Below are 18,313 nucleotides of genomic sequence, written 5' to 3'. Positions count from 1 at the left end.
CGGCAGCCGCCTGCGATCCTGTTGTTCTCACAAACACATGATCAACAGGCGGCTGCCCCATGCCGAACGCAGGCCCCCAGCCACACATCCCCGCAGGTCACACCCCGAATGGCTGCTGCCGTACTAGTCGGTCAGTGGGCGGCAAGCCGAAGATTCGCGTCCGCGAGGCAAATGCGATCACGGCGTAGTCGGTTCGGTGATCGTCGTGGGAGGCGTCGTGTTGGTGACCGGACGGGTGGTCGTGACCGCGGGCGGTTCCGTCGTCATCGTCGTCATCGTCGTCGTCACTGGAGGCATCACCGTCGTGGTGGGCGGCTGCGGCGTCGCACCCGCGGCGAAGGCGCTGTAGCTGAACCAGATCGTGGCGCCGCTCTTGGGCTGGGTCGAGGTGACCATCGCCCTCACCCTGAACGTGGTCGGTGTGAATGAATCGCGCACGGTGTTGAGCATGAAACCGTTCCACCCGGCAGGCGTGTTGGCCGAGACGACCACCGCCGTGGGAACCACGCCCAGCGCGTGCGACACCGTGCACACCCCGAGACTGTCCAGGACGCAGGACACGGCATCAGCTGTCATCCGTGGCGTCGGCGCGGGACCTACGGGGCTCGTCGCACCAGCCGACACCGCCACGACCGCGAGCGCCGCGGCGGCGACGAACCCGGCCGCCGTCAATTGAATAACACGAATACTTGGAGACGACACAATTCCCCCATTGATTTCATTCCGCCGATTCGCGGAGAAACGTCATGGGAAATGACGCACGGTCGCACGGATCCGTTACCCCGATCACCGGATCGGACTAACTATCAGAACAGGCGGAACTCGTCCGATTCGATTCCACGCAGGGTGTCGTAATCCAGCACCACGCAGCGGATTCCGCGATCCTCGGCCAGCACACGTGCCTGCGGTTTGATGAGCTGGGCGGCGTAGATCCCCTGCACGGGCGCGAGCAACGGGTCGCGGTTCAGCAGTTCCAGGTATCGGGTCAGCTGTTCCACGCCATCGATGTCACCGCGCCGCTTGATCTCCACGGCGACCGAGCCGCCCGCGTTGTCGCGGCACAGGATGTCGACCGGGCCGATCGCCGTCGGGTATTCGCGGCGGACCAGGGTCCAGCCGTCGCCGAGGGTGGTGATGTGTTCGGCGAGGAGTTCCTGGAGGTGGGCCTCCACGCCGTCCTTGACCAGGCCCGGTTCGAGGCCGAGTTCGTGCTTCGAGTCGTGCGTGATCTCTTCGATCGTGATCACGATCTTCTCGCCCGCCTTGTTCTGCACCGTCCAGGTGTCGGGCTCCTCGGTGAGCCAGCACGGCGGCGTCATCCAGTTCAGCGGCTTGTACGCGCGGTCGTCGGAATGGACCGACACCGACCCGTCGGCCTTGACCAGCAGCAGCCGGTTGGCCATGGGGAGGTGGGCGGTCAACCGACCGACGTAGTCGACTTGGCAGCGAGCGATCACGAGGCGCACGGCCAGCAGGTTAGCCCCCGTCGGCGGGGTGCGGCAGGATCACCCCGTGGACACCCTCGGCACCGAACAGGTCTATGCGAACGCCTGGATGACCGTCCGCGAGGACCGGATCCGCCGCCACGACGGCAGCGCGGGCATCTACGGCGTGATCGACAAACCCGACTACGCGCTGGTCATCCCCCTCGACGGCGACCGGCTGATGCTCGTCGAGCAGTTCCGCTACCCGCTCGGCAAGCGCCGGTGGGAGTTCCCCCAGGGCACCGCCCCGGACCGCGAGCACCTGGACACCGCGACCCTCGCCGCCCGCGAGTTGCGCGAGGAGACGGGGCTGCAAGCGGCGACGATGACCAAGATCGGCTCGCTCGACTGCGCGGCGGGCATGTCGAGCCAGCGGGGGCACGTGTTCCTCGCGACCGACCTGACCGAGGGCGAGCCGGAGCGGGAACCGGAGGAACAGGACATGCGCACCGACTGGTTCACCCGCGCGGAGTTCGAGCGGCTGGTCCGCACGGGCGAGATCACCGACGCCCAGTCCATCGCGGCGTACGGGTTGCTGCTGCTGCGGGGGTAGGGCCCGCCCCACCCCGGAGACGCCGGTTGGCCTGACTGCGCGCGGCGGGCGGCGCGGCCAGGCTGGTGGACATGATGAGCACCAACCAAAGGCGGGTCGCGGCGGGGATGGCCGTGGGACTGCTCAGCACTTTCGCCCTCGCGCCCGCAGCCGCCGCGTCGACGATCGACGGGGTGTGGCGGACCGACGGCTACGGGACCGTCATCAAGATCGCGAACGGTCAGGCGACGGCGTACGAGACCACCCGAATCAGTTGCGTGGTAGGCAAACCGGTGTCGCGCTCGACCGACCCCGGCGGAGTCGCCCGCTTCGGCTCGTTCACCTTCCGCGCGCGAGGCAACACCGCGACCCAGCACATCGACGGCTCGGTCGGCGACCGACGGCTCCGCAGGCTCGAAGCGCTCCCTCCGGAGTGCGCCACACCCGGACCGGTCAGTCCATTGAGGACATTCGACGTCTTCTGGACCACCTACGCCGAGAACTACCCGTTCTTCGCGCTCAAAGGCATCGACTGGAACGCGGTCCGCGACCGCTACCGACCACGGATCCACGAGGACATGACCGAAGACCAACTCTACGAGCTACTGGTCGAGATGATCACCCCATTGGGCGACGCCCACACCGGGATCCTTGCGGACAAGCGGTTCTACGTCGGCGAGCGGCCCGGGACGACCTGCCCGACGCCGGACCTGGAAGCAAAGATCCGGCCTTACATCGTGCGCCGCGACCTGGGCGGGAAGCCGCTGCAGGAGTTCGGCAAGGGCCGCATCGGTTACGCGGACCTCCCCGACGGCATCGGCTACCTGCGTGTCACCGGTTTCACGGGCTACACCGACGGCGACTACGCGGACAACCAAGCCGAACTGACCCGCGCCCTGGACACGATCTTCAGCGCGGACCGCACGAAGGCGTGGCGCGGTTTGATCATCGACCTGCGAATCAACGGCGGCGGCGAAGACCAGTTCGGCCTGGATCTCGCCGGCAGGCTCACCCACCACCCGTATTTCGCCTACGCGAAGCAAACCCGCAACAACCCCACCGACCCGACGCGGTACCACCCCACAGCGGTCGCAGATCCGACCGGCGGCGAACCCGTACACCGGTCCCGTGGTCCTGCTGACCGGCGGCTCGACAATCAGCGCGGGCGAGACTTTCACCCAGGCCACCTTGGGCCGCACCTCGCAGCCGGTACGGATCGGCGCGCACACCCAGGGCGTCTTCTCCGACGTGATGGAACGGACGCTGCCGAACGGTTGGAAGTTCATCCTTCCGAATGAACGTTTCCTGACCCGCTGGGGCCACACATTCGACGGCACCGGAATCCCACCGCACATCAGCACGCCGGTATTCACCGAGGAGGAGTTCGCACACAACCGCGACTCAGCCTTCGACCGAGCCGTGACCCTGTTCCGCTGAGCGATCGCACGGGCCCGTTTGGCGGGGTCCCCAAATCAAGGCGCCCCCCAAACAGGCACCCATGAGCCAAACCTGGCTACACCAGGCCGGCTTCCTGAGCGAGCACAGCCGCCTGCACCCGCGACCGCAGATCCAACTTCGTCAGCATCCGCGAAACGTGCGTCTTCACGGTCGCCTCAGCGATCCCGAGTTTCCGCGCGATCTCCTGGTTGGACAGCCCTTCCCCCACCCCCACCAACACTTCCGTCTCCCGGTCCGTCAGCTCATCGAGCCCCGCCGGCCGCGTCACCGCCTTCGGCTGGGCGTCCGCGAAGGCGCTGATCAGCCGTCGGGTGACGCCTGGTTCCAAGACCCCGTCCCCCGCCGCCACCAGCCGGACCGACTCGATCAGTCGGGCCGCGTCCACGGACTTGAGCAGGAATCCCGCCGCTCCCGCGCGAAGGGCTCCGTAGACGTACTCGTCCATGTCGAACGTGGTCAGCACCAGCACCGCGCACACTCCGTCGGCGACGAGTCTGCGGGTGGCCTCGATGCCGTCGACCTCGGGCATCCGCACGTCCATCAGGACCACGTCCGGCCGCAGCGCGGTCGCCTTGCGGACGGCGGCCGCACCGTCGGCGGCCTCGGCGATCACCTCGATGCCCTCGGCGTTGTCCAGGATCAGGCACAGCCCGGCCCGGATCGCCGCGTGGTCGTCGGCCACCAGCACCTTGATCGTCATTCGTCCTCCACCGGCAGTTCCGCGCGCACCCGCCAGCCGCGCGCGCACGGGCCCGCGACCAACACCCCGCCCACGGCTTGGGCGCGTTCGGTCATTGTGATCAGGCCGGTTCCCGACGGGTTGGGCACCGCGCCGGTGCCGTCATCGGTGACTTCGACGACCAGTGTTCCCCCGCCGTGGCTGACGCTCACCTCGGCCCGTGAGCCCGGTGCGTGTTTGACCGCGTTCGTGAGCGCCTCCTGCACGATCCGGAACGCCGACAGGTCGACCGCGGCGGGCAGTTCCGGCGGGTGCTCGGCGTCGACGCGCACGTCGAGGCCGGACGCGCGCGCGGAGCGGATCAGCCGGTCGAGTTCGCGCAGGCGCGCGGGGGCGGTGCGTTCGGAGACGTCGTCGTCGGCGCGCAGCAGGCCGATCATGGCGCGCATCTCGGCGAGCGCGTCGACGCTGTTCTCGCGGACCGAACGCAGCACCGTGCGGGTCCGCGGATGGCCGTCGGGGAGCGTCAGGAGGGCCTCGGACTGGATGGCGATCGCCGAGAGGTGCCCGGCGATCACGTCGTGCAGGTCGCGGGCCATCGACGCGCGTTCGGCGTGAACGGCGGCGTCGCGGTCGAGGGCGGCGATGCGGGTCAGGTCGTCGGCTCGGGCACGTTCGGCCTCGGCGGATTCCCGCTGCTGGCGCAGGTTCATGCCCCACCACACCGGCACCAGCGGCAGGGCGCACGCCTTGAGCAGCAGGTCCGTCGTGGTCCGCATGTCCCAGCCGTGCACGACCGCGATCACGATGATGCTGACGATCAGCAGGCCGACCGCCGCGGCGATCGTCCGGCTGGCCCGGCGCGATCCGTACAGGACGGCCGCGTACAGGTGCTCGCTCGCGACCAGCACCACCGGCAGGGTCAGACCCATGGCGACATCGGCAGCCAAGAGCGGCCAGCCCGCCACCATCGCCGGGACCGGCGCGCGCAGGCGTAGCAGCATCAGCGCGCACATGCCCGCGAGAACCAGGACATGCGGCCACACGGACACCGGTATCGCCGCCGGGGCCTCGAGCGGCGCCAGGTCCTTGAGGAGGACCAGCGCGCCGAGGCTGAAGGCGAAGACGGCGTGCCACACGGGTTTCTGCCACGGTCGAACCGGTCGTTCCCTCACCGGTCAATCACAACACACCAGGTCACCTCCGCGTCCCCGACCAAAGTCCCAGATCGGGCTACGACTAAAGGATGATGATCAACTCGGACTATTGACCGATACCGCGACCGCGTCCGACCGGGCACGCTGAACGAGTGCGATTCCTCTTGGACAACCCACTCTTCGCCGTGATCGCCCTGTGCGAGATCGGTTTCTGGGTGCTGCTCGGCGCAGGCCTCGTCGCCCGCTATCCCTTGCGGCTGCGGCGGACCGGCGCGGCCCTGCTCGTGGCGACGCCCATTGTGGACCTCGTTCTGCTCGCGGCGACCGTCCTGGACTTACGTCGCGGCGGCGAGGCCGGCCTGGTGCACGGATTAGGCGCCGCGTACCTCGGATTCAGTGTCGCTTTCGGACCGAGCCTGATCCGCTGGGCGGACCGATGGTTCGCGTATCGGTTCGCGGATGGCCCGCGGCCGGTGCGAGTTCCCAAACGCGGTCCGGAGCGGGCCCGCCACGAGTGGCGCGAGTGGGGCAAGTGCGTCATGGCGTGCGGCATCGGTGTGGCGGTGTTGGCCGTGTTGTCGTTCGTCGTCGGCACACCGGAACGAACGACCGCGCTGTGGTCGGGCTGGTACGCGTGGATTCCGAAGCTCGGCGCGGTCACGGCCATCTGGTTCGCGACGGGTCCTTTATGGACATTACTCGACCGGGGCGAGCAGGCGGTAATGGGAACGCCTGGGGGTTGACAGCTCAAGTGGTCTAGTCCACTTTTGGATTTCGACCACCCCGCAGCTGTCATGCCCTGGAGGCAGCCATGACGCTCCCTGCCAAGCGAGCGCTCGTCGCCCTGTTATCCGCTTTCGCTCTCTGCGTCGGGCTCATCCTGGCTTTCACAGGACAAGCGGCCGCCGCGAATCTCGTCGCCAATCCCGGATTCGAATCGGGAACGCTCAGCGGCTGGTCCTGTTCCAGCGCGGGGGCCGTGACCAGCGGCGATGCCCACGCGGGCAGCTACGCGCTGACCGGCACGCCCGCCGGTCAGGACAACGCGCGGTGCACGCAGACCGTGACCGTGAAACCGAACTCGGCCTACACCCTGACCGCCTGGGTCAGGGGCGCCTACACCTACTTGGGAGCGACGGGGACCGGCACCAGCGACCCGAGCACGTGGACCCCGGTCTCGGGCGTGTGGACGCAGCTGTCCACCAAGTTCACCACGGGTGGGTCCACCACCTCGGTGTCGATCTACCTGCACGGCTGGTACGGCCAGCCCGCCTACCGGGCCGACGACGTCGTCCTCGACGGCCCCGGCACGACGCCGCCCACCACCACGACCACGGCACCCACGACGACCCCGTCAACGACGAGCCCGACCACCACCAACCCGACCACGACCACGACCACGAATCCGACGACCACCACCACGACGCCGCCGGCGACGGGGCTTCCCGCGCACGTCCTCACGGGCTACTGGCAGAACTTCTACAACGGCGCCCGAGCCCTCACCCTCGCCGCCGTGCCGACCACCTACGACATCATCGCCGTCTCCTTCGCCGACGCCGTGCCGGGCACGCCTGGAGCGGTGACGTTCACCCTCGACTCCGGGCTGTCGAGCCAACTCGGCGGCTACACGGACGCCCAGTTCAAAGCCGACATCCGGACAGCGCAGGCGCGGGGCCAGAAGGTGATCCTGTCCGTCGGCGGCGAAAAGGGCACCGTGACCGTCGGCGACACCGCGGCCGCAAACGCTTTCGCCTCCAGCATGGCCCGGCTGATCCGGGACTACGGGTTCGATGGCGTGGACATCGACCTCGAGAACGGCATCAACGCCACCCACATGGCGAACGCGCTGCGCCAGATCCACGCGGCGGGCGGGAAGATCATCACGATGGCCCCGCAGACCATCGACATGCAGTCGACCTCCGGCGGGTACTTCCAGTTGGCGCTGGCGATCAAGGACATCCTGACCATCGTCAACATGCAGTACTACAACTCCGGATCGATGATGGGCTGCGACCAGAAGGTCTACGGCCAAGGCTCGGTCGACTTCCTGACCGCGCTGGCCTGCATCCAGCTGCAGGGCGGCCTGCGCGCCGACCAGGTCGGCCTCGGCCTGCCGGCGTCACCTTCGGGAGCGGGCGGCGGCTACCAGTCCCCGGCGAACGTCAACGCGGCGCTGAGCTGCCTGGCACGGCGGACAAACTGCGGCGGGTTCACACCCGCCGTGGCCTACCCAACAATTCGCGGGGCGATGACCTGGTCGATCAACTGGGACGCGTCCAACGGCTACGCCTTCGCCAATTCGGTGGCCGCGCACCTGGACACCCTGCCGTAGTGGCGGGAAAGCCCTAAGGCGGCTCGACACCTCGGGTCATCATCACGCCTTCGATCTCCACGCCGTCCGGCATCAGGATTGCTCGCCGCTCGGTTTCGCGGAAGCCGAAGGATCGGTACAGCGGCACCCCCGGCAGCGTCGCCAGGAGTGCCAGCGAACCGAATCCTTCGGCTTGCGCGGCTCGTCTGCACGATTCGAGGATCGCCCGGCCGAGACCGCGCCTGGTCCAGTCCGCCCGCACGAACATGGCGCGGACCCGGGCGGGCTCGGTGGCCGGGTCGATCAGTCGGAGGTCGTCGTCGCCCGGTCCGGAGCCGGTGTAGAGCTTCCCGCGCCTGCTCCAGCCGCCGCAGGCGATGATCTCGCCGTCCGCCTCGTGGACGAAGTAGGCGCCGTCCTCGATCAACGTCCGGTCGATGTGCGCGATATGCGCCATCGCGCTCGCTGTCTCGCGCTCGCCGTAGAACCGTGGGAACAGCTCCGCCACGGACGCGCGCATCAGCTCGGCGATCCGTGGTGCGTCGGCGAGCGCCGCCGGGCGCTGGGGAGCGACCTGCTCGGCCACTAGTCGGGCCACACCGGGGAGCGCTTTTCCAGGAAGGCGGCCATGCCCTCTTTGGCCCCAGGCAGCTGCGAAGCCGCCGCCATGACTTCGAGCGCGATCGCGTAGGCGTCGGCCTCCGGCCGGTCCAACTGGGCATAGATGGTCTGCTTGCCCAGCGCCTTGCTGGCCGCGCTGCCGCGGGTGGCCCGGCGCAGCAGTTCGTCGACGGCCTTGTCCAGCTCGGTGTCGGGAACGACCTGGTTGACCATGCCCCACTGCTCGGCGGTGTGGGCGTCGACGACATCGCCGGTCAGGACCATCTCCATCAGGCGTTTGCGGCCGATGGACCGGGCCACCGGGACCGCCGGGGTGTGGCAGAACCAGCCGCCCTTCCCGCCGGGTAGGGCGAACCCGGCCGACTCCGCCGCCACCGCCAGGTCACAGGACGCCACCAGCTGGCAGCCCGCCGCGGTGGCCAGGCCGTGGACACGGGCGATGACCACCTGGGGAACCGACTCGATGGTGCGCATCAGGTCGGTGCACAGCCGCAGCAGGTCCCGCACCCCACCCAGGTCGCGGGAGGAGACGTCACCGAAGTCGTGGCCCGCGGAGAACACCGGCCCTTCGGCGGCCAAGACGATGCCCGTGGCGTCGGAGGCGCCCGCGGCGCGGAAGGCGTCGAGGAGTTCGGCCAGGTGGTCCCCGGACAGCGAGTTCCGCCGGGCCGGACGGTTCATCGTGATCCGAACGACGCTGCCCGCCCGCTCGACGAGGATGTGCTGGTAGTCGGCCATGCCTCGACGGTACTGCGGTGCGGCGCAGCCGACCACCAGCAGCGAACACACGGCGCCTCGGTCAGGTCCGACCGACGACCGCCTGCAGAAACTCCCGGGTGCGCTCCTCCCGCGGCTCGGTGAACAGCCGCTCCGGTGGCGCGTCCTCGATGACGCGGCCGTGGTCGAACATGAGGACCCGGTCTGACACGTCGCGGGCGAAGCCCATTTCGTGGGTGACGCACAGGAACATGATGTCCGTGGTGTCGGCGATGTGGCCGAGCAGGCTCAGCACGCCCGTCACCAGTTCCGGGTCCAGCGCGGACGTCACCTCGTCCAACAGCAGCACGTCTGGGCGCATGGCCAGGGCTCGGGCGATGGCGACCCGCTGTTGTTGGCCGCCCGACAGGCGTGCCGGGTGTTCGTCGGCCTTGTCCGCCAGGCCGACCAGGTCAAGCAGGTCGCGGGCCCGTTCGTCGGCTTCGGCGGGGGTCAGGCCGAGCACCCGCACCGGGGCCTCCGTGATGTTGCGCAGCACGGTCATGTTGGGGAACAAGTTGAACTGCTGGAACACCATCCCGATCCGCTTGCGGACCCCCGCCAGGTGCTTCTCGTCCGCGGGAACGAGCTTTCCGCCGCGGTGCATGTGGCTCAGTGGGGAACCGTCGATCTCGATCAGGCCGTCGGTGACCCGCTCCAGGGTCATCACCAGACGCAGGATGGTGGTCTTGCCCGAGCCGCTCGGGCCGATCAGGGTGACGAACTCCCCCGGCGCCATGCGGCAGGTGAAGCCATCGAGGACCGTGTTGTCGCCGAAGCGTTTGACGACGTTGTCGAAGCGGATCATCGGGGGGTCAGACTGGTTCGACACGACACTCCAACCTCCGCACCAGCAGGGACGCGGGATAGCTCAGCAACAGGAACAGCAGGCCCGCGATCGTGTAGACCTCGACGAACCGGTACGACTCGTTGCCCGCCGCCTTGGCCGCGTTGACCAGGTCGACCACGCCGATGGCCAGCAGCAGCGGGGTCTCCTTGAACATCGAGATCGTGTAGTTCCCCAGCGCGGGCAGGACTCTGGGCACGGCCTGCGGCAGGATCACCGACGTCCACACGCGGCGGCGCGGCAGCGACAGGGCCATGGCCGCCTCCCACTGTCCTTTCGGGACGGCGTCGATGCCCGCGCGGTAGACCTCCGAGGTGTAGCACGCGTAGTGCACTCCGATGGCGATCACGCCGGTCACGAACGCCGACATGCTGATGCCGACGCGGACGGGAACACGTAGTACAGCACGAAGATCTGCACCAGCAGCGGCGTGCTGCGGACGAACTCGATGAACAGGAACAGCACCTGGTCGACGACCGGCACCCGAGCCCGGCGGACGAGGGCGAACACGAGTCCGAGGGCGTAGGCGACGAGCGAGCCGAGCACGGTGATCTGCAGCGTGACCAGCAACCCCCGCAGGATCAGCGGCACCGAGGTCGCCGCGAACTGCAAGTCCCACGTCATCGGACACCCCCGAGGAACCGGGTCCGCGCGGGTTCCCTGCCGACCCGGCGGCACGCCGCCCGCTCCAGCAGCCGCACGCCTGCCGTGATCACCAGTGCCAGCACCAGGTACAACAACAACTCGACCAGGTAGATGAACGGCAGATCCGCCCCGTGCGTCGGCCTCAGCTGCTCACCCCGCTGGACGATCTCGGTCACCTGGATGAACGACAGCAGCGCCGTGCTCTTGAGCAGCTGGATGAACAGGTTGCCGAACGGCGGCAGCATCTCCACGAAAGCCTGCGGCAGCACGACTCGGCGCATTCGTTGCGCGGGCGTGAAACTCAGCGCCAGCGCACCCTCCACTTGGGACCTGGGCACGGCCTGCACGGCACCGCGCACGATCTCCGCACCGTAGGCGCCGTGGTTGAGACCCAGCACCAGGATTCCCGCGTACAGCGGCACCAGCTGCAGCCCGACCAGCGCGGGAAGGGCGAAGTAGAGCCAGAAGAGCTGCACCACCTCGGACGTCCCCCGCAGCCCCTCGACGTATACGCGGGCGGTCACCCGGACCGCGCGCGACCGGGACAGCGGGGCAAGCCCGGCGGCGAGGGAGAGCACAATGGTCAGCGCGTTGCCGCCGACGGCGGCGATCACCGTGAAGGGCAGGCCCTCCAGAATCGTCGCGACTATGCGACCCGCGTTGTCCGGCACGGTCGGCTCAGGTGGCGCAGAGCTTCTCGGTTGTCAGCCCGCCCGCGGGCAGATTGTCCTTGCCGAAGCCGAAAGGCTCCACGATGCGCAGCCATTCGCCGTTCTCGTGCAGCTTCTTCAGTTCCGCGTTGAAAGCCTCGAGCAGCGCCTTGTCGTCCTTGCGGAACACGAACCCGCCCGCGGACACGACGTCCTTCCCCTTGCCCTGCGGGGTGAACCCGGGAGTCACCTCGACTGCGATGTCCGGGTTCTTCTTGACCAGGTCTTTGAGCGAGATGTCGGTCAGCGCGGCCGCGCCGACCCGGCCGTCGGCGACCGCGCGCAGCAGGGTGTCCTGGCTGTCGAGGGTCTCGATCTCGGTCACACCCGCGGACTCGGCGTACCCCTTCTCCACGGCCGCGGACAGCACGGCGAGCTTGAGTCCCTTCGCCTTCACCTCGTCGAACCCGCGCACGCCTTCGGGATTTCCGCGCGGCACAAGCAAAGCAGTGCGGGCGCTGTAGTCCGGGATGGAGAACGCGACCTGCCCGCAGCGGGCGGGCGTGATGTTCATGCCCGCCGCGACCATGTCGAACTGCTTCGCGGTGACGCCGGGAATCAGCCCGTCGAAGTTGGTCGCGACCGCCTCGACGTCAGCGATCCCCAGGGCCTTGAAGACCGCGCGGGCCACCTCGGGCGCCTCGCCGGTCACCCGGCCGCCCGCGTCGGTGAACCCGTACGGCGCCTCGTTCGCGATGCCGATTTTGATCTTGCCCGCGGCCTTCGCCGCGGCCAGCGGATCACCGGAGGACACGCTGGTGCAGGCGGAGAGAGCCCAGCCACCCGTGGTGGCCAGGGCTCCCGCCGCGGCCGTTCGTCGAAGGAAATCCCGCCGCGTCCAGCCCTGACCCACCATCGCGTTCGCCCCGTTTCGCGCGCATCAACCCGGTTACGTGTGTGTGGGTCGAACGTAGGGGGATCACCCGTTTAGGTCAACTGCTGGTGATTAACTCACTGCTACGGCAGCTTGTTGGCCTCGCGGATGACGTTGACGATCTCGTCCATGATCTGCGTCATCTCGTAGTCCTTGGGTGTGAACACCCGGGCCACACCGCGCTCGGCGAGGATCTTCGCGTCGTCGGGCGGGATGATGCCGCCGACCACGACCGGTACATCCCCCGCACCGGCGGCCCTCAAACCCTCGACAACCGCGGGAACGGCTTCCAGGTGCGAGCCGGACAGGATAGACAGGCCGACCACGTGCACGCCCTCCTGCACCGCGGCCGCCACGATCTGGTCCGGGGTGAGGCGAATGCCCTGGTAGACGACCTCGAAGCCGGTGTCGCGGGCCCGCACGGCGATCAGCTCGGCGCCGTTGGAGTGGCCGTCAAGGCCGGGCTTGCCGACCAGCATGCGCAGCCGCTCGCCGAGTTCCTCGCCGGTCGCCTTGACCCGCTCGCGCACGGCCGCGAGCTCGACGCCCGCCTCGCCGCCCGCCGACGCGCCCGACACACCCGTGGGCGCCCGGTACTCGCCGAAGACCTCGCGCAGCGCCGCCGACCACTCGCCGGTGGTGACACCCGCGTGCGCGCACGCCAGGGTCGCGTCCATCAGGTTGACGTCGGTCTTCGCGGCCTCACGCAGCTTGCGCAGCGACTCGTCCACCGCGGTCGCGTCCCGCTCGGAGCGCCACTGCCGGACCGCCTCGACGGCCTCCAGCTCGGCCGCCGGGTCGGCGGTCTCGATGGCCTTGGCGCCCTCGGCCTGCAGCGGGCTCGGCTCGGTGGTGTCGAACTTGTTGACGCCGACGATGATCTGCTTGCCGCCCTCGATGAGCCTGCGGCGCTCGGCCAGCGAGCCCACCATCTGCGTCTTCATGTAGCCGGACTCGACGGCCGCGACCGCCCCGCCCATGGCCTGCACGCGGTCGATCTCCTCACGCGCGCCGGTGATGATCTCGTTGACCTTGGCCTCGATGACCGGGGAGCCGTCGAAGATGTCCTCGTACTCCAGCAGGTCGGTCTCGTAGGCGAGCACCTGCTGCATGCGCAGCGCCCACTGCTGGTCCCACGGGCGCGGCAGGCCGAGGGCCTCGTTCCACGCGGGGAGCTGGATCGCGCGGGCGCGGGCCTTGCGCGAGAGCGACACGGCGAGCATCTCCAGCACGATGCGCTGGACGTTGTTCTCCGGCTGCGCCTCGGTCAGGCCCAGCGAGTTGACCTGCACGCCGTAGCGGAACCGGCGCTGCTTCTCGTCGGTGATGCCGTAGCGGTCGCGGGTGATCTCGTCCCACAATTCGGTGAAGGCGCGCATCTTGCACATCTCTTCGATGAACCGCACGCCCGCGTTGACGAAGAACGAGATCCGGGAGACGACCTCGCCGAACTTCTCGGCGGGCACCTGCCCGGAGTCGCGAACCGCGTCGAGAACCGCGATGGCCGTGCACATCGCGTAGGCGACTTCCTGCACCGGGGTCGCGCCGACCTCCTGCAGGTGGTAGCTGCAGATGTTGATCGGGTTCCACTTCGGCACGTTCGACACGGTCCACGCGACCATGTCGGTGATCAGCCGCAGGCTCGGCCCGGGCGGGAAGACGTAGGTGCCGCGGGAGAGGTATTCCTTGATGATGTCGTTCTGGGTGGTGCCCGCGAGCTTCGCGACGACCTCGTGCCAGTCGGTGCCCTCGGCCTCGGCCTGCTCCTGGGCCACCGAGACGTAGAGCGACAGCAGCCACATGGCGGTCGCGTTGATCGTCATCGAGGTGTTGGCCACACCGAGCGGGATCTGGTCGAACAGCGTGCGCATGTCGCCGATGTGGGTGACCGGGACACCGACCTTGCCGACCTCACCCTTGGCGAGTTCGTGGTCCGGGTCATAACCGGTCTGCGTCGGCAGGTCGAACGCGATGGAAAGGCCGGTCTGCCCCTTGGACAGGTTGCGGCGGTAGAGCTCGTTGGACTTGGTCGCGGAAGAGTGCCCGGCGTAGGTGCGCATGACCCACGGGCGGTCTCGCTCACGGTCTGACGGATACGGCACCGGTTTACCTCCGTTAACAGCCCTTTTCGAGGAGCGTACTGCTCAGTAACGAATTTCGGCTCGGTGCCATTGCTCACAGGCACGCGCACCGGTTGACTGACGCAACCTGAAACCCTTTCTCGGAGGCTTTGACCATGAGTCTGAAGTTCCTCGTGCCCGCGGTCGCCGTGGTGGCGCTGACCAGCGTGTTATCCACCCCAGCATCGGCGATCAACAGCTACAACGCCACTCCCGCGCCCGAGCGCACCGAGGTCGGCGCGCTGGTCGTGCAGTGGGACAACGACGACAACCCGGCCACGCCCGACCGCATCGACTGGATGTGTTCGGGCACCATGGTCGACCGCGACACGTTCCTGACCGCCGCCCACTGCACCACCGACTGGGCCGAAGGCGTGCGGTTCTACGTCTCGCTCAGCCAGAACGTGCAGGCCGACCTGGACGCGGCCGCCCTGGCCTACCCCGGGAACCCGGCGGCCCAGGGCGCGGCGGTCGGCGTCGAGGGCATCGCCCACAACGACCCGGCCTACCCGGGCAACTCGGCGGACTCGCACGACATCTCCGTGGTGCAGGTGCCCGCCGCCGCGCTCGCCGCCCGCTGGAGCTTCACGCCGGCGACGCTGCCCGCCGCGGGCAAGCTCGACACCCTCGGCCCGCGCGGCCTGGAGGCGGTCCCGTTCACCGTGGCCGGGTACGGCACCCAGGAGGCCAAGCGCGGCCCGGGTGGACAGACCCACCCCGGCGGCGGCGTGCGGATGAAGGCCCCGGTCGGCTTCGACGCGCTCAACAACACGTGGGTGCGGCTGCACATGACCGCGCCCCAGGGCAACGGCGGCGCCTGCTACGGCGACTCGGGCGGCCCGAACTTCGCCGTCATCGACGGCAAGCTGACCCTGGTCGCGACCACGATCACCGGCGACGGCCCCTGCTACGCGACGAACGTGTCCTACCGGCTCGACGCGCCGACCGCGCGTGCGTTCGTGAGCCAGTTCGTGGCCCTGCCGTAAATTCGCTGGACTTGACCGTCCACGTCGGACATGCTGATCACAACACACGAGGAGACACGATGACAGTCGCGAACGCGCAGCGAGGGATGTGGCGCCGATTCGGCACCGCGCACGTCGCCCGCCCGCGTCTGGGCGTCGGCTCCCCACCGTGAGATCACTGATCCTCACGTGAGGGAGCCGCCCATCGCCAGCACCGATGGGCGGCTCTCTTGTTACTAGTCCGCCTCCCCGGAATTCAAAGTTTGGGTCACCTGAGCTCCTACGGTGCGGACTGGAGGTCACCGTGGTCGGCTCTCGTCACGGTCCCCTTAGGTCCGGTTGCGTTGCGCGGCCGGGCGAGTCCCTGTAGCTCAGCTGGACAGAGCGCGCCGCTACGAACGGCGAGGTCCCAGGTTCGAATCCTGGCAGGGATGCTCAGCGCTTGAGGATGGCGATGGCCTTGCCCTTCGTCGCCCACGCGACACCGAAGGCCAGCACGGCGCCGGATTCCAGCCACAGCGCGGGATGCAGCGCCTTGGTCTCGTTGTCGAAGAGGTAGGCGATCACCGGGATCAGGCCGATGCAGACGACGATCGCGACACCGCAGGCGACGTAGACCTTGTTGCGGGCTTCGCTGTGCTCACCGGGGTTCTCGCCGTCCTGCCGGGTGAACAGGAACAGGCAGAAGTACGCCAGGGACAGGAAGAACACGGCCGCGGCGGCGACGTGGACGTACCCGAGCAGCTTGTCGTCCGCGGCGCTGACGTTCGGGCCGCCGCTGGGCGAAGTGGGGAAGATCGCGACCCCGATCGCGGAGATGCCCGCGATGTTGGCGACCCAGTCGTCGACCACGCTGTAACCGCGGTAGCAGAACAGGAACACGCCGACCGCCCACATGGCGCCGACGAGGACGTCGCGCATCCCGGTGTAGTAGTAGCCGCTGAGCGAGTTCTGCAGCCCACCGCCGTCGAGGAGGATCTTCCCGAGGATGAGCACGGGTGGCAGCGCGAGGCCGATCAGGCCGATCGCCCTGCGCAGGTAGAGGTACGAGTGGACGAGGTCGCGTCGCACTGTCTGAGTCATGGCCGCCTCCGGAGACTCGGTTCCGTGGATCGGCTCGCGCGGATCACACCGACCCGACACCAGTTGATCGCATTCGAGGTGGCGAACATAACCGCCTAACGGTTACGTCTTGTGCGCGGGAGGATGATGAACGGCATGGATGTGCCCGCGCCGTTCCTCATCCTGGTGGCACTGGCCGTCGTCGGCCTGCTCGGCCTCGTCCTGCGCTGGGGTCTGGCCTCCGACGCCGACCGGCGCAAGGACTACGGGCTGCTGCGCGAGGTCGCCAAGGTCCGCACCGTCGACGCCGCGAGGTTCGTGGAGACCGAGTTGCAAAAAGCGGGCGTCCGCGCCACCACGGTCCCCAGCGAGGACGGCGAGACCTACCGCATCCTCGTCTTCCCCGCCGACGAGCAAACCGCCATCCAAACCCTCCTCAACACCTGACCCGGTCGCGAGTCCAACTCGCGGGACTAGGGGGTGGGGTAGACCACGGCGGCGGAGGTGCCGCCGCGGCGGAGTTCCTCGCCTACGGCCAGGACTTTGCCGCCGCCGACGAACTCCAGGGTGGCGGCGGCGCCGATGAAGCGCTGTTCGGTGAAGACGTGGCCGAGGGCGCGCAGGCCGTCGGCGGCGGCGATGAAGGCCGGTTCGGCCACCGTCGTCGGCGAGTTGCGCTGGGTCGCGCGCGGGGCGGCGACGGCGTCCTTGAGGGACATGCCGAAGTCCACCCGGTTCACCAGGATCTGCAGGACCGTCGTGATGATCGTCGAGCCGCCCGGCGAGCCGAGCGCCAGCCACGGCTTGCCGTTCTTCAGCACGATCGTCGGCGACATGCTCGAGCGCGGCCGCTTGCCCGGGGCGGCCAGGTTCGGGTCGGGCGCCGAACCCTGCGTCGGGGTGAAGTTGAAGTCGGTCAGCTCGTTGTTGAGCAGGAACCCGCGGCCCGGCACCACGATGCCGCTGCCGCCGACCTGCTCGATGGTGTTGGTGTAGGACACCACGTTGCCGAGCTTGTCGGACACGACGAAGTGGTTCGTGTGGACCTCGTTCTCCGACGACGCCGTCCCCGCCGCGGCAGGCTCGCAGCCCGCGTCCGGGGCGGTCGGCGCGGGCAGCACCGACGCCGGGTCGATCAGGCAGGCCCGCTTGGCGGCGTGCGCGTCCGACAGCAGCCGCTCCTGCGGGACGTCGACGTAGGCCGGGTCGCCGATGTAGCGGTTGCGGTCGGCGAAGGCGAGCTTGCTCGACTCCAGGTAGTGATGCAGCGCCTGGGTGCGGTCCATGCCAGCGAGGTCGAAGTTCTCCAGGATGTTGAGCGACTCGCCCACGGTGATGCCGCCGCTGGAGCTGGGGGCCATGCCGTAGACGTCGTAGCCGCGGTAGCCCACGTGGGTCGGCGCGCGGTCGATGGTCCGGTAGTCGCGGAGGTCCTCCACGGTCATCCGCCCCTTGGGCGGGGTGATGGTGGCGTCGGCGGCCAGCGGCGGGTTCTGCGTGGTCTCGGCGAGGTCCGCGCCGATCGCGCCGCCGTAGAACGCGCGCGTGCCGTCCTTGGCGATCTCGCGGTAGGTGCCCGCCAGGTCCGGGTTGCGCAGGACGTGCCCGACCTCGGGCGCGGCGCCGCCGGGCAGGAACAGCTCGGCGGTGGAGCTGAACTGCTTGAAGCGGGCCTGGTTGTCGAGGATCTCCGACCGCAGCTGCGGTGTGACCGGGAAGCCCTTCTCGGCGACCTTGATCGCGGGCTTCAGGTTGTCCTTGAGGCTGAACCGGCCCCACCGCCGCAGCGCGCGCTCCCAGGTGGCCAGCATGCCCGGGGTGCCGACGGACAGGCCGCTGCTCACCGCTGTCGGGAACGGGTAGGGCGTGCCCGTGGCGCAATACCAGGAACTTTAGGTTCGGGTGAGGATGGTCACGACTGTGGGTGGTGGGCCTGTCAGGTGTTTGTCGATGGGTTTCTTCGACGGGAACGGGGTGCGCTGTGTGCGGCGGACCACGCGTGGGTTGGAGCGTTGCCGTTTCGGGACAAGGACTTCGGTGATCTCGGCGGTGACGGCTGCCAGTATCGCGGCTGCTTTACGCAGGGGGGAAA

20 protein-coding genes, 1 tRNA gene and 2 pseudogenes are annotated in these 18,313 nt (G+C 68.7%); 10 read left to right on the top strand and 13 right to left on the bottom strand.

The genetic code is table 11. The features are described 5' to 3' along the window. Positions 1 to 196 precede the first annotated feature (196 nt). Both ACRDSQ_RS06530 and ACRDSQ_RS06525 read left to right on the top strand, forming a co-directional pair. Entirely contained in the window at positions 197 to 349 is a 153-nt protein-coding gene (locus tag ACRDSQ_RS06530) for a hypothetical protein (protein ID WP_431419659.1), read from the top strand. A 12-nt stretch (positions 350 to 361) separates the two neighbouring features. Then, on the top strand, positions 362 to 676 hold the full coding sequence (locus ACRDSQ_RS06525) for a hypothetical protein (RefSeq protein ID WP_431419657.1): 315 nt from the start codon (positions 362 to 364) through the stop codon (positions 674 to 676). A gap of 130 nt (positions 677 to 806) precedes the next feature. On the opposite strand, the gene nucS is transcribed toward ACRDSQ_RS06525, so the two are convergent. After that, complete coding sequence (gene nucS, locus ACRDSQ_RS06520; RefSeq protein ID WP_431419655.1) at positions 807 to 1,466, bottom strand: endonuclease NucS; 660 nt, start codon at positions 1,464 to 1,466, stop codon at positions 807 to 809. An 88-nt stretch (positions 1,467 to 1,554) separates the two neighbouring features. On the opposite strand from nucS, the gene ACRDSQ_RS06515 reads away from it, so the two are divergent. From ACRDSQ_RS06515 to ACRDSQ_RS06505, 3 genes and pseudogenes are all read left to right on the top strand, one after another. Next, the gene (locus tag ACRDSQ_RS06515; protein ID WP_431419662.1) at positions 1,555 to 2,037 is read left to right on the top strand and encodes an NUDIX domain-containing protein; all 483 of its coding nucleotides are present in this window, start codon (positions 1,555 to 1,557) and stop codon (positions 2,035 to 2,037) included. Between the two features lie 71 nt (positions 2,038 to 2,108). Continuing rightward, positions 2,109 to 3,065: pseudogene (locus ACRDSQ_RS06510) on the top strand (S41 family peptidase); the annotation flags it as partial. 79 nt (positions 3,066 to 3,144) lie between these two features. After that, positions 3,145 to 3,453, top strand: coding sequence for a S41 family peptidase (locus ACRDSQ_RS06505; RefSeq protein WP_431419653.1), 309 nt, complete (start codon positions 3,145 to 3,147; stop codon positions 3,451 to 3,453). Positions 3,454 to 3,529: 76 nt separating this feature from the next. Here the strand turns inward: ACRDSQ_RS06505 and ACRDSQ_RS06500 are convergent, their stop codons facing one another. Continuing rightward, entirely contained in the window at positions 3,530 to 4,174 is a 645-nt protein-coding gene (locus ACRDSQ_RS06500) for a response regulator (protein ID WP_431419652.1), read from the bottom strand. Further along, positions 4,171 to 5,328, bottom strand: a complete 1,158-nt coding sequence (locus ACRDSQ_RS06495) for a sensor histidine kinase (RefSeq protein WP_431419651.1) — start codon at positions 5,326 to 5,328, stop codon at positions 4,171 to 4,173. Before ACRDSQ_RS06495 ends, ACRDSQ_RS06500 begins: the two co-directional genes overlap by 4 nt. Positions 5,329 to 5,462: 134 nt before the next feature. Here ACRDSQ_RS06495 and ACRDSQ_RS06490 point away from each other — a divergent pair, with 134 nt between their 5' ends. Further along, positions 5,463 to 6,053, top strand: a complete 591-nt coding sequence (locus ACRDSQ_RS06490) for a hypothetical protein (RefSeq protein WP_431419650.1) — start codon at positions 5,463 to 5,465, stop codon at positions 6,051 to 6,053. A 68-nt stretch (positions 6,054 to 6,121) separates the two neighbouring features. Then, positions 6,122 to 7,642 (top strand): chitinase, encoded by a 1,521-nt coding sequence (locus tag ACRDSQ_RS06485; RefSeq protein WP_431419649.1) that lies wholly within the window; start codon positions 6,122 to 6,124, stop codon positions 7,640 to 7,642. A gap of 13 nt (positions 7,643 to 7,655) precedes the next feature. Here the strand turns inward: ACRDSQ_RS06485 and ACRDSQ_RS06480 are convergent, their stop codons facing one another. The 7 genes and pseudogenes from ACRDSQ_RS06480 to ACRDSQ_RS06450 all read right to left on the bottom strand — a co-directional run bounded on the left by ACRDSQ_RS06480 (position 7,656) and on the right by ACRDSQ_RS06450 (position 14,176). Continuing rightward, positions 7,656 to 8,219, bottom strand: coding sequence for a GNAT family N-acetyltransferase (locus ACRDSQ_RS06480; protein WP_431419648.1), 564 nt, complete (start codon positions 8,217 to 8,219; stop codon positions 7,656 to 7,658). Beyond that, entirely contained in the window at positions 8,207 to 8,980 is a 774-nt protein-coding gene (locus tag ACRDSQ_RS06475; protein ID WP_431419647.1) for an enoyl-CoA hydratase-related protein, read from the bottom strand. Before ACRDSQ_RS06475 ends, ACRDSQ_RS06480 begins: the two co-directional genes overlap by 13 nt. 61 nt (positions 8,981 to 9,041) lie before the next feature. Next, a complete protein-coding gene (gene ehuA / locus ACRDSQ_RS06470) occupies positions 9,042 to 9,806 on the bottom strand; it encodes an ectoine/hydroxyectoine ABC transporter ATP-binding protein EhuA (protein ID WP_431419661.1) in 765 nt (254 codons plus the stop codon). Positions 9,807 to 9,813: 7 nt separating this feature from the next. Further along, positions 9,814 to 10,469, bottom strand: a pseudogene (ehuD, locus tag ACRDSQ_RS06465) (ectoine/hydroxyectoine ABC transporter permease subunit EhuD). Further along, on the bottom strand, positions 10,466 to 11,161 hold the full coding sequence (ehuC, locus tag ACRDSQ_RS06460) for an ectoine/hydroxyectoine ABC transporter permease subunit EhuC (protein ID WP_431419646.1): 696 nt from the start codon (positions 11,159 to 11,161) through the stop codon (positions 10,466 to 10,468). Before ehuC ends, ehuD begins: the two are co-directional and overlap by 4 nt. A 7-nt stretch (positions 11,162 to 11,168) precedes the next feature. Further along, positions 11,169 to 12,056: an ectoine/hydroxyectoine ABC transporter substrate-binding protein EhuB gene (gene ehuB, locus ACRDSQ_RS06455; RefSeq protein ID WP_431419645.1), complete on the bottom strand. Its 888-nt coding sequence runs from the start codon at positions 12,054 to 12,056 to the stop codon at positions 11,169 to 11,171. A gap of 101 nt (positions 12,057 to 12,157) precedes the next feature. Next, on the bottom strand, positions 12,158 to 14,176 hold the full coding sequence (locus tag ACRDSQ_RS06450; RefSeq protein WP_431419644.1) for a protein meaA: 2,019 nt from the start codon (positions 14,174 to 14,176) through the stop codon (positions 12,158 to 12,160). A 134-nt stretch (positions 14,177 to 14,310) separates the two neighbouring features. Between ACRDSQ_RS06450 and ACRDSQ_RS06445 the strand changes: the two genes are divergently transcribed. Continuing rightward, on the top strand, positions 14,311 to 15,180 hold the full coding sequence (locus tag ACRDSQ_RS06445) for a trypsin-like serine protease (protein ID WP_431419642.1): 870 nt from the start codon (positions 14,311 to 14,313) through the stop codon (positions 15,178 to 15,180). A 339-nt stretch (positions 15,181 to 15,519) separates the two neighbouring features. After that, a tRNA-Arg gene (locus tag ACRDSQ_RS06440) sits at positions 15,520 to 15,593 on the top strand. 1 nt (position 15,594) lies between these two features. Here the strand turns inward: ACRDSQ_RS06440 and ACRDSQ_RS06435 are convergent. Then, on the bottom strand, positions 15,595 to 16,242 hold the full coding sequence (locus tag ACRDSQ_RS06435; RefSeq protein ID WP_431419641.1) for a DUF998 domain-containing protein: 648 nt from the start codon (positions 16,240 to 16,242) through the stop codon (positions 15,595 to 15,597). Between the two features lie 126 nt (positions 16,243 to 16,368). Between ACRDSQ_RS06435 and ACRDSQ_RS06430 the strand changes: the two genes are divergently transcribed. Next, positions 16,369 to 16,668, top strand: a complete 300-nt coding sequence (locus tag ACRDSQ_RS06430; protein ID WP_431419639.1) for a hypothetical protein — start codon at positions 16,369 to 16,371, stop codon at positions 16,666 to 16,668. A 26-nt stretch (positions 16,669 to 16,694) separates the two neighbouring features. On the opposite strand, the gene ACRDSQ_RS06425 is transcribed toward ACRDSQ_RS06430, so the two are convergent. Then, entirely contained in the window at positions 16,695 to 18,065 is a 1,371-nt protein-coding gene (locus ACRDSQ_RS06425) for a gamma-glutamyltransferase family protein (RefSeq protein WP_431419638.1), read from the bottom strand. 48 nt (positions 18,066 to 18,113) lie between these two features. Next, on the bottom strand, positions 18,114 to 18,313 hold a 200-nt coding region (locus tag ACRDSQ_RS06420), incomplete at its 5' end, for a hypothetical protein (RefSeq protein WP_431419636.1).

It is taken from the genome of Actinokineospora sp. (assembly GCF_050699995.1).
GTDB lineage: Bacteria > Actinomycetota > Actinomycetes > Mycobacteriales > Pseudonocardiaceae > Actinokineospora.
This window is presented reverse-complemented; position numbering and strand designations above follow the sequence as displayed.

Coding starts and splice junctions, on each gene's coding strand:
- ehuA (WP_431419661.1), bottom strand. CDS start 9,806: ATGATCCGCTTCGACAACGTCGTCAAACGCTTCGGCGACAACACGGTC.
- ACRDSQ_RS06500 (WP_431419652.1), bottom strand. CDS start 4,174: ATGACGATCAAGGTGCTGGTGGCCGACGACCACGCGGCGATCCGGGCC.
- ACRDSQ_RS06515 (WP_431419662.1), top strand. CDS start 1,555: ATGACCGTCCGCGAGGACCGGATCCGCCGCCACGACGGCAGCGCGGGC.
- ACRDSQ_RS06485 (WP_431419649.1), top strand. CDS start 6,122: ATGACGCTCCCTGCCAAGCGAGCGCTCGTCGCCCTGTTATCCGCTTTC.
- ACRDSQ_RS06430 (WP_431419639.1), top strand. CDS start 16,369: ATGAACGGCATGGATGTGCCCGCGCCGTTCCTCATCCTGGTGGCACTG.
- ACRDSQ_RS06445 (WP_431419642.1), top strand. CDS start 14,311: ATGAGTCTGAAGTTCCTCGTGCCCGCGGTCGCCGTGGTGGCGCTGACC.
- ACRDSQ_RS06435 (WP_431419641.1), bottom strand. CDS start 16,242: ATGACTCAGACAGTGCGACGCGACCTCGTCCACTCGTACCTCTACCTG.
- ACRDSQ_RS06475 (WP_431419647.1), bottom strand. CDS start 8,980: ATGGCCGACTACCAGCACATCCTCGTCGAGCGGGCGGGCAGCGTCGTT.
- ehuB (WP_431419645.1), bottom strand. CDS start 12,056: ATGGTGGGTCAGGGCTGGACGCGGCGGGATTTCCTTCGACGAACGGCC.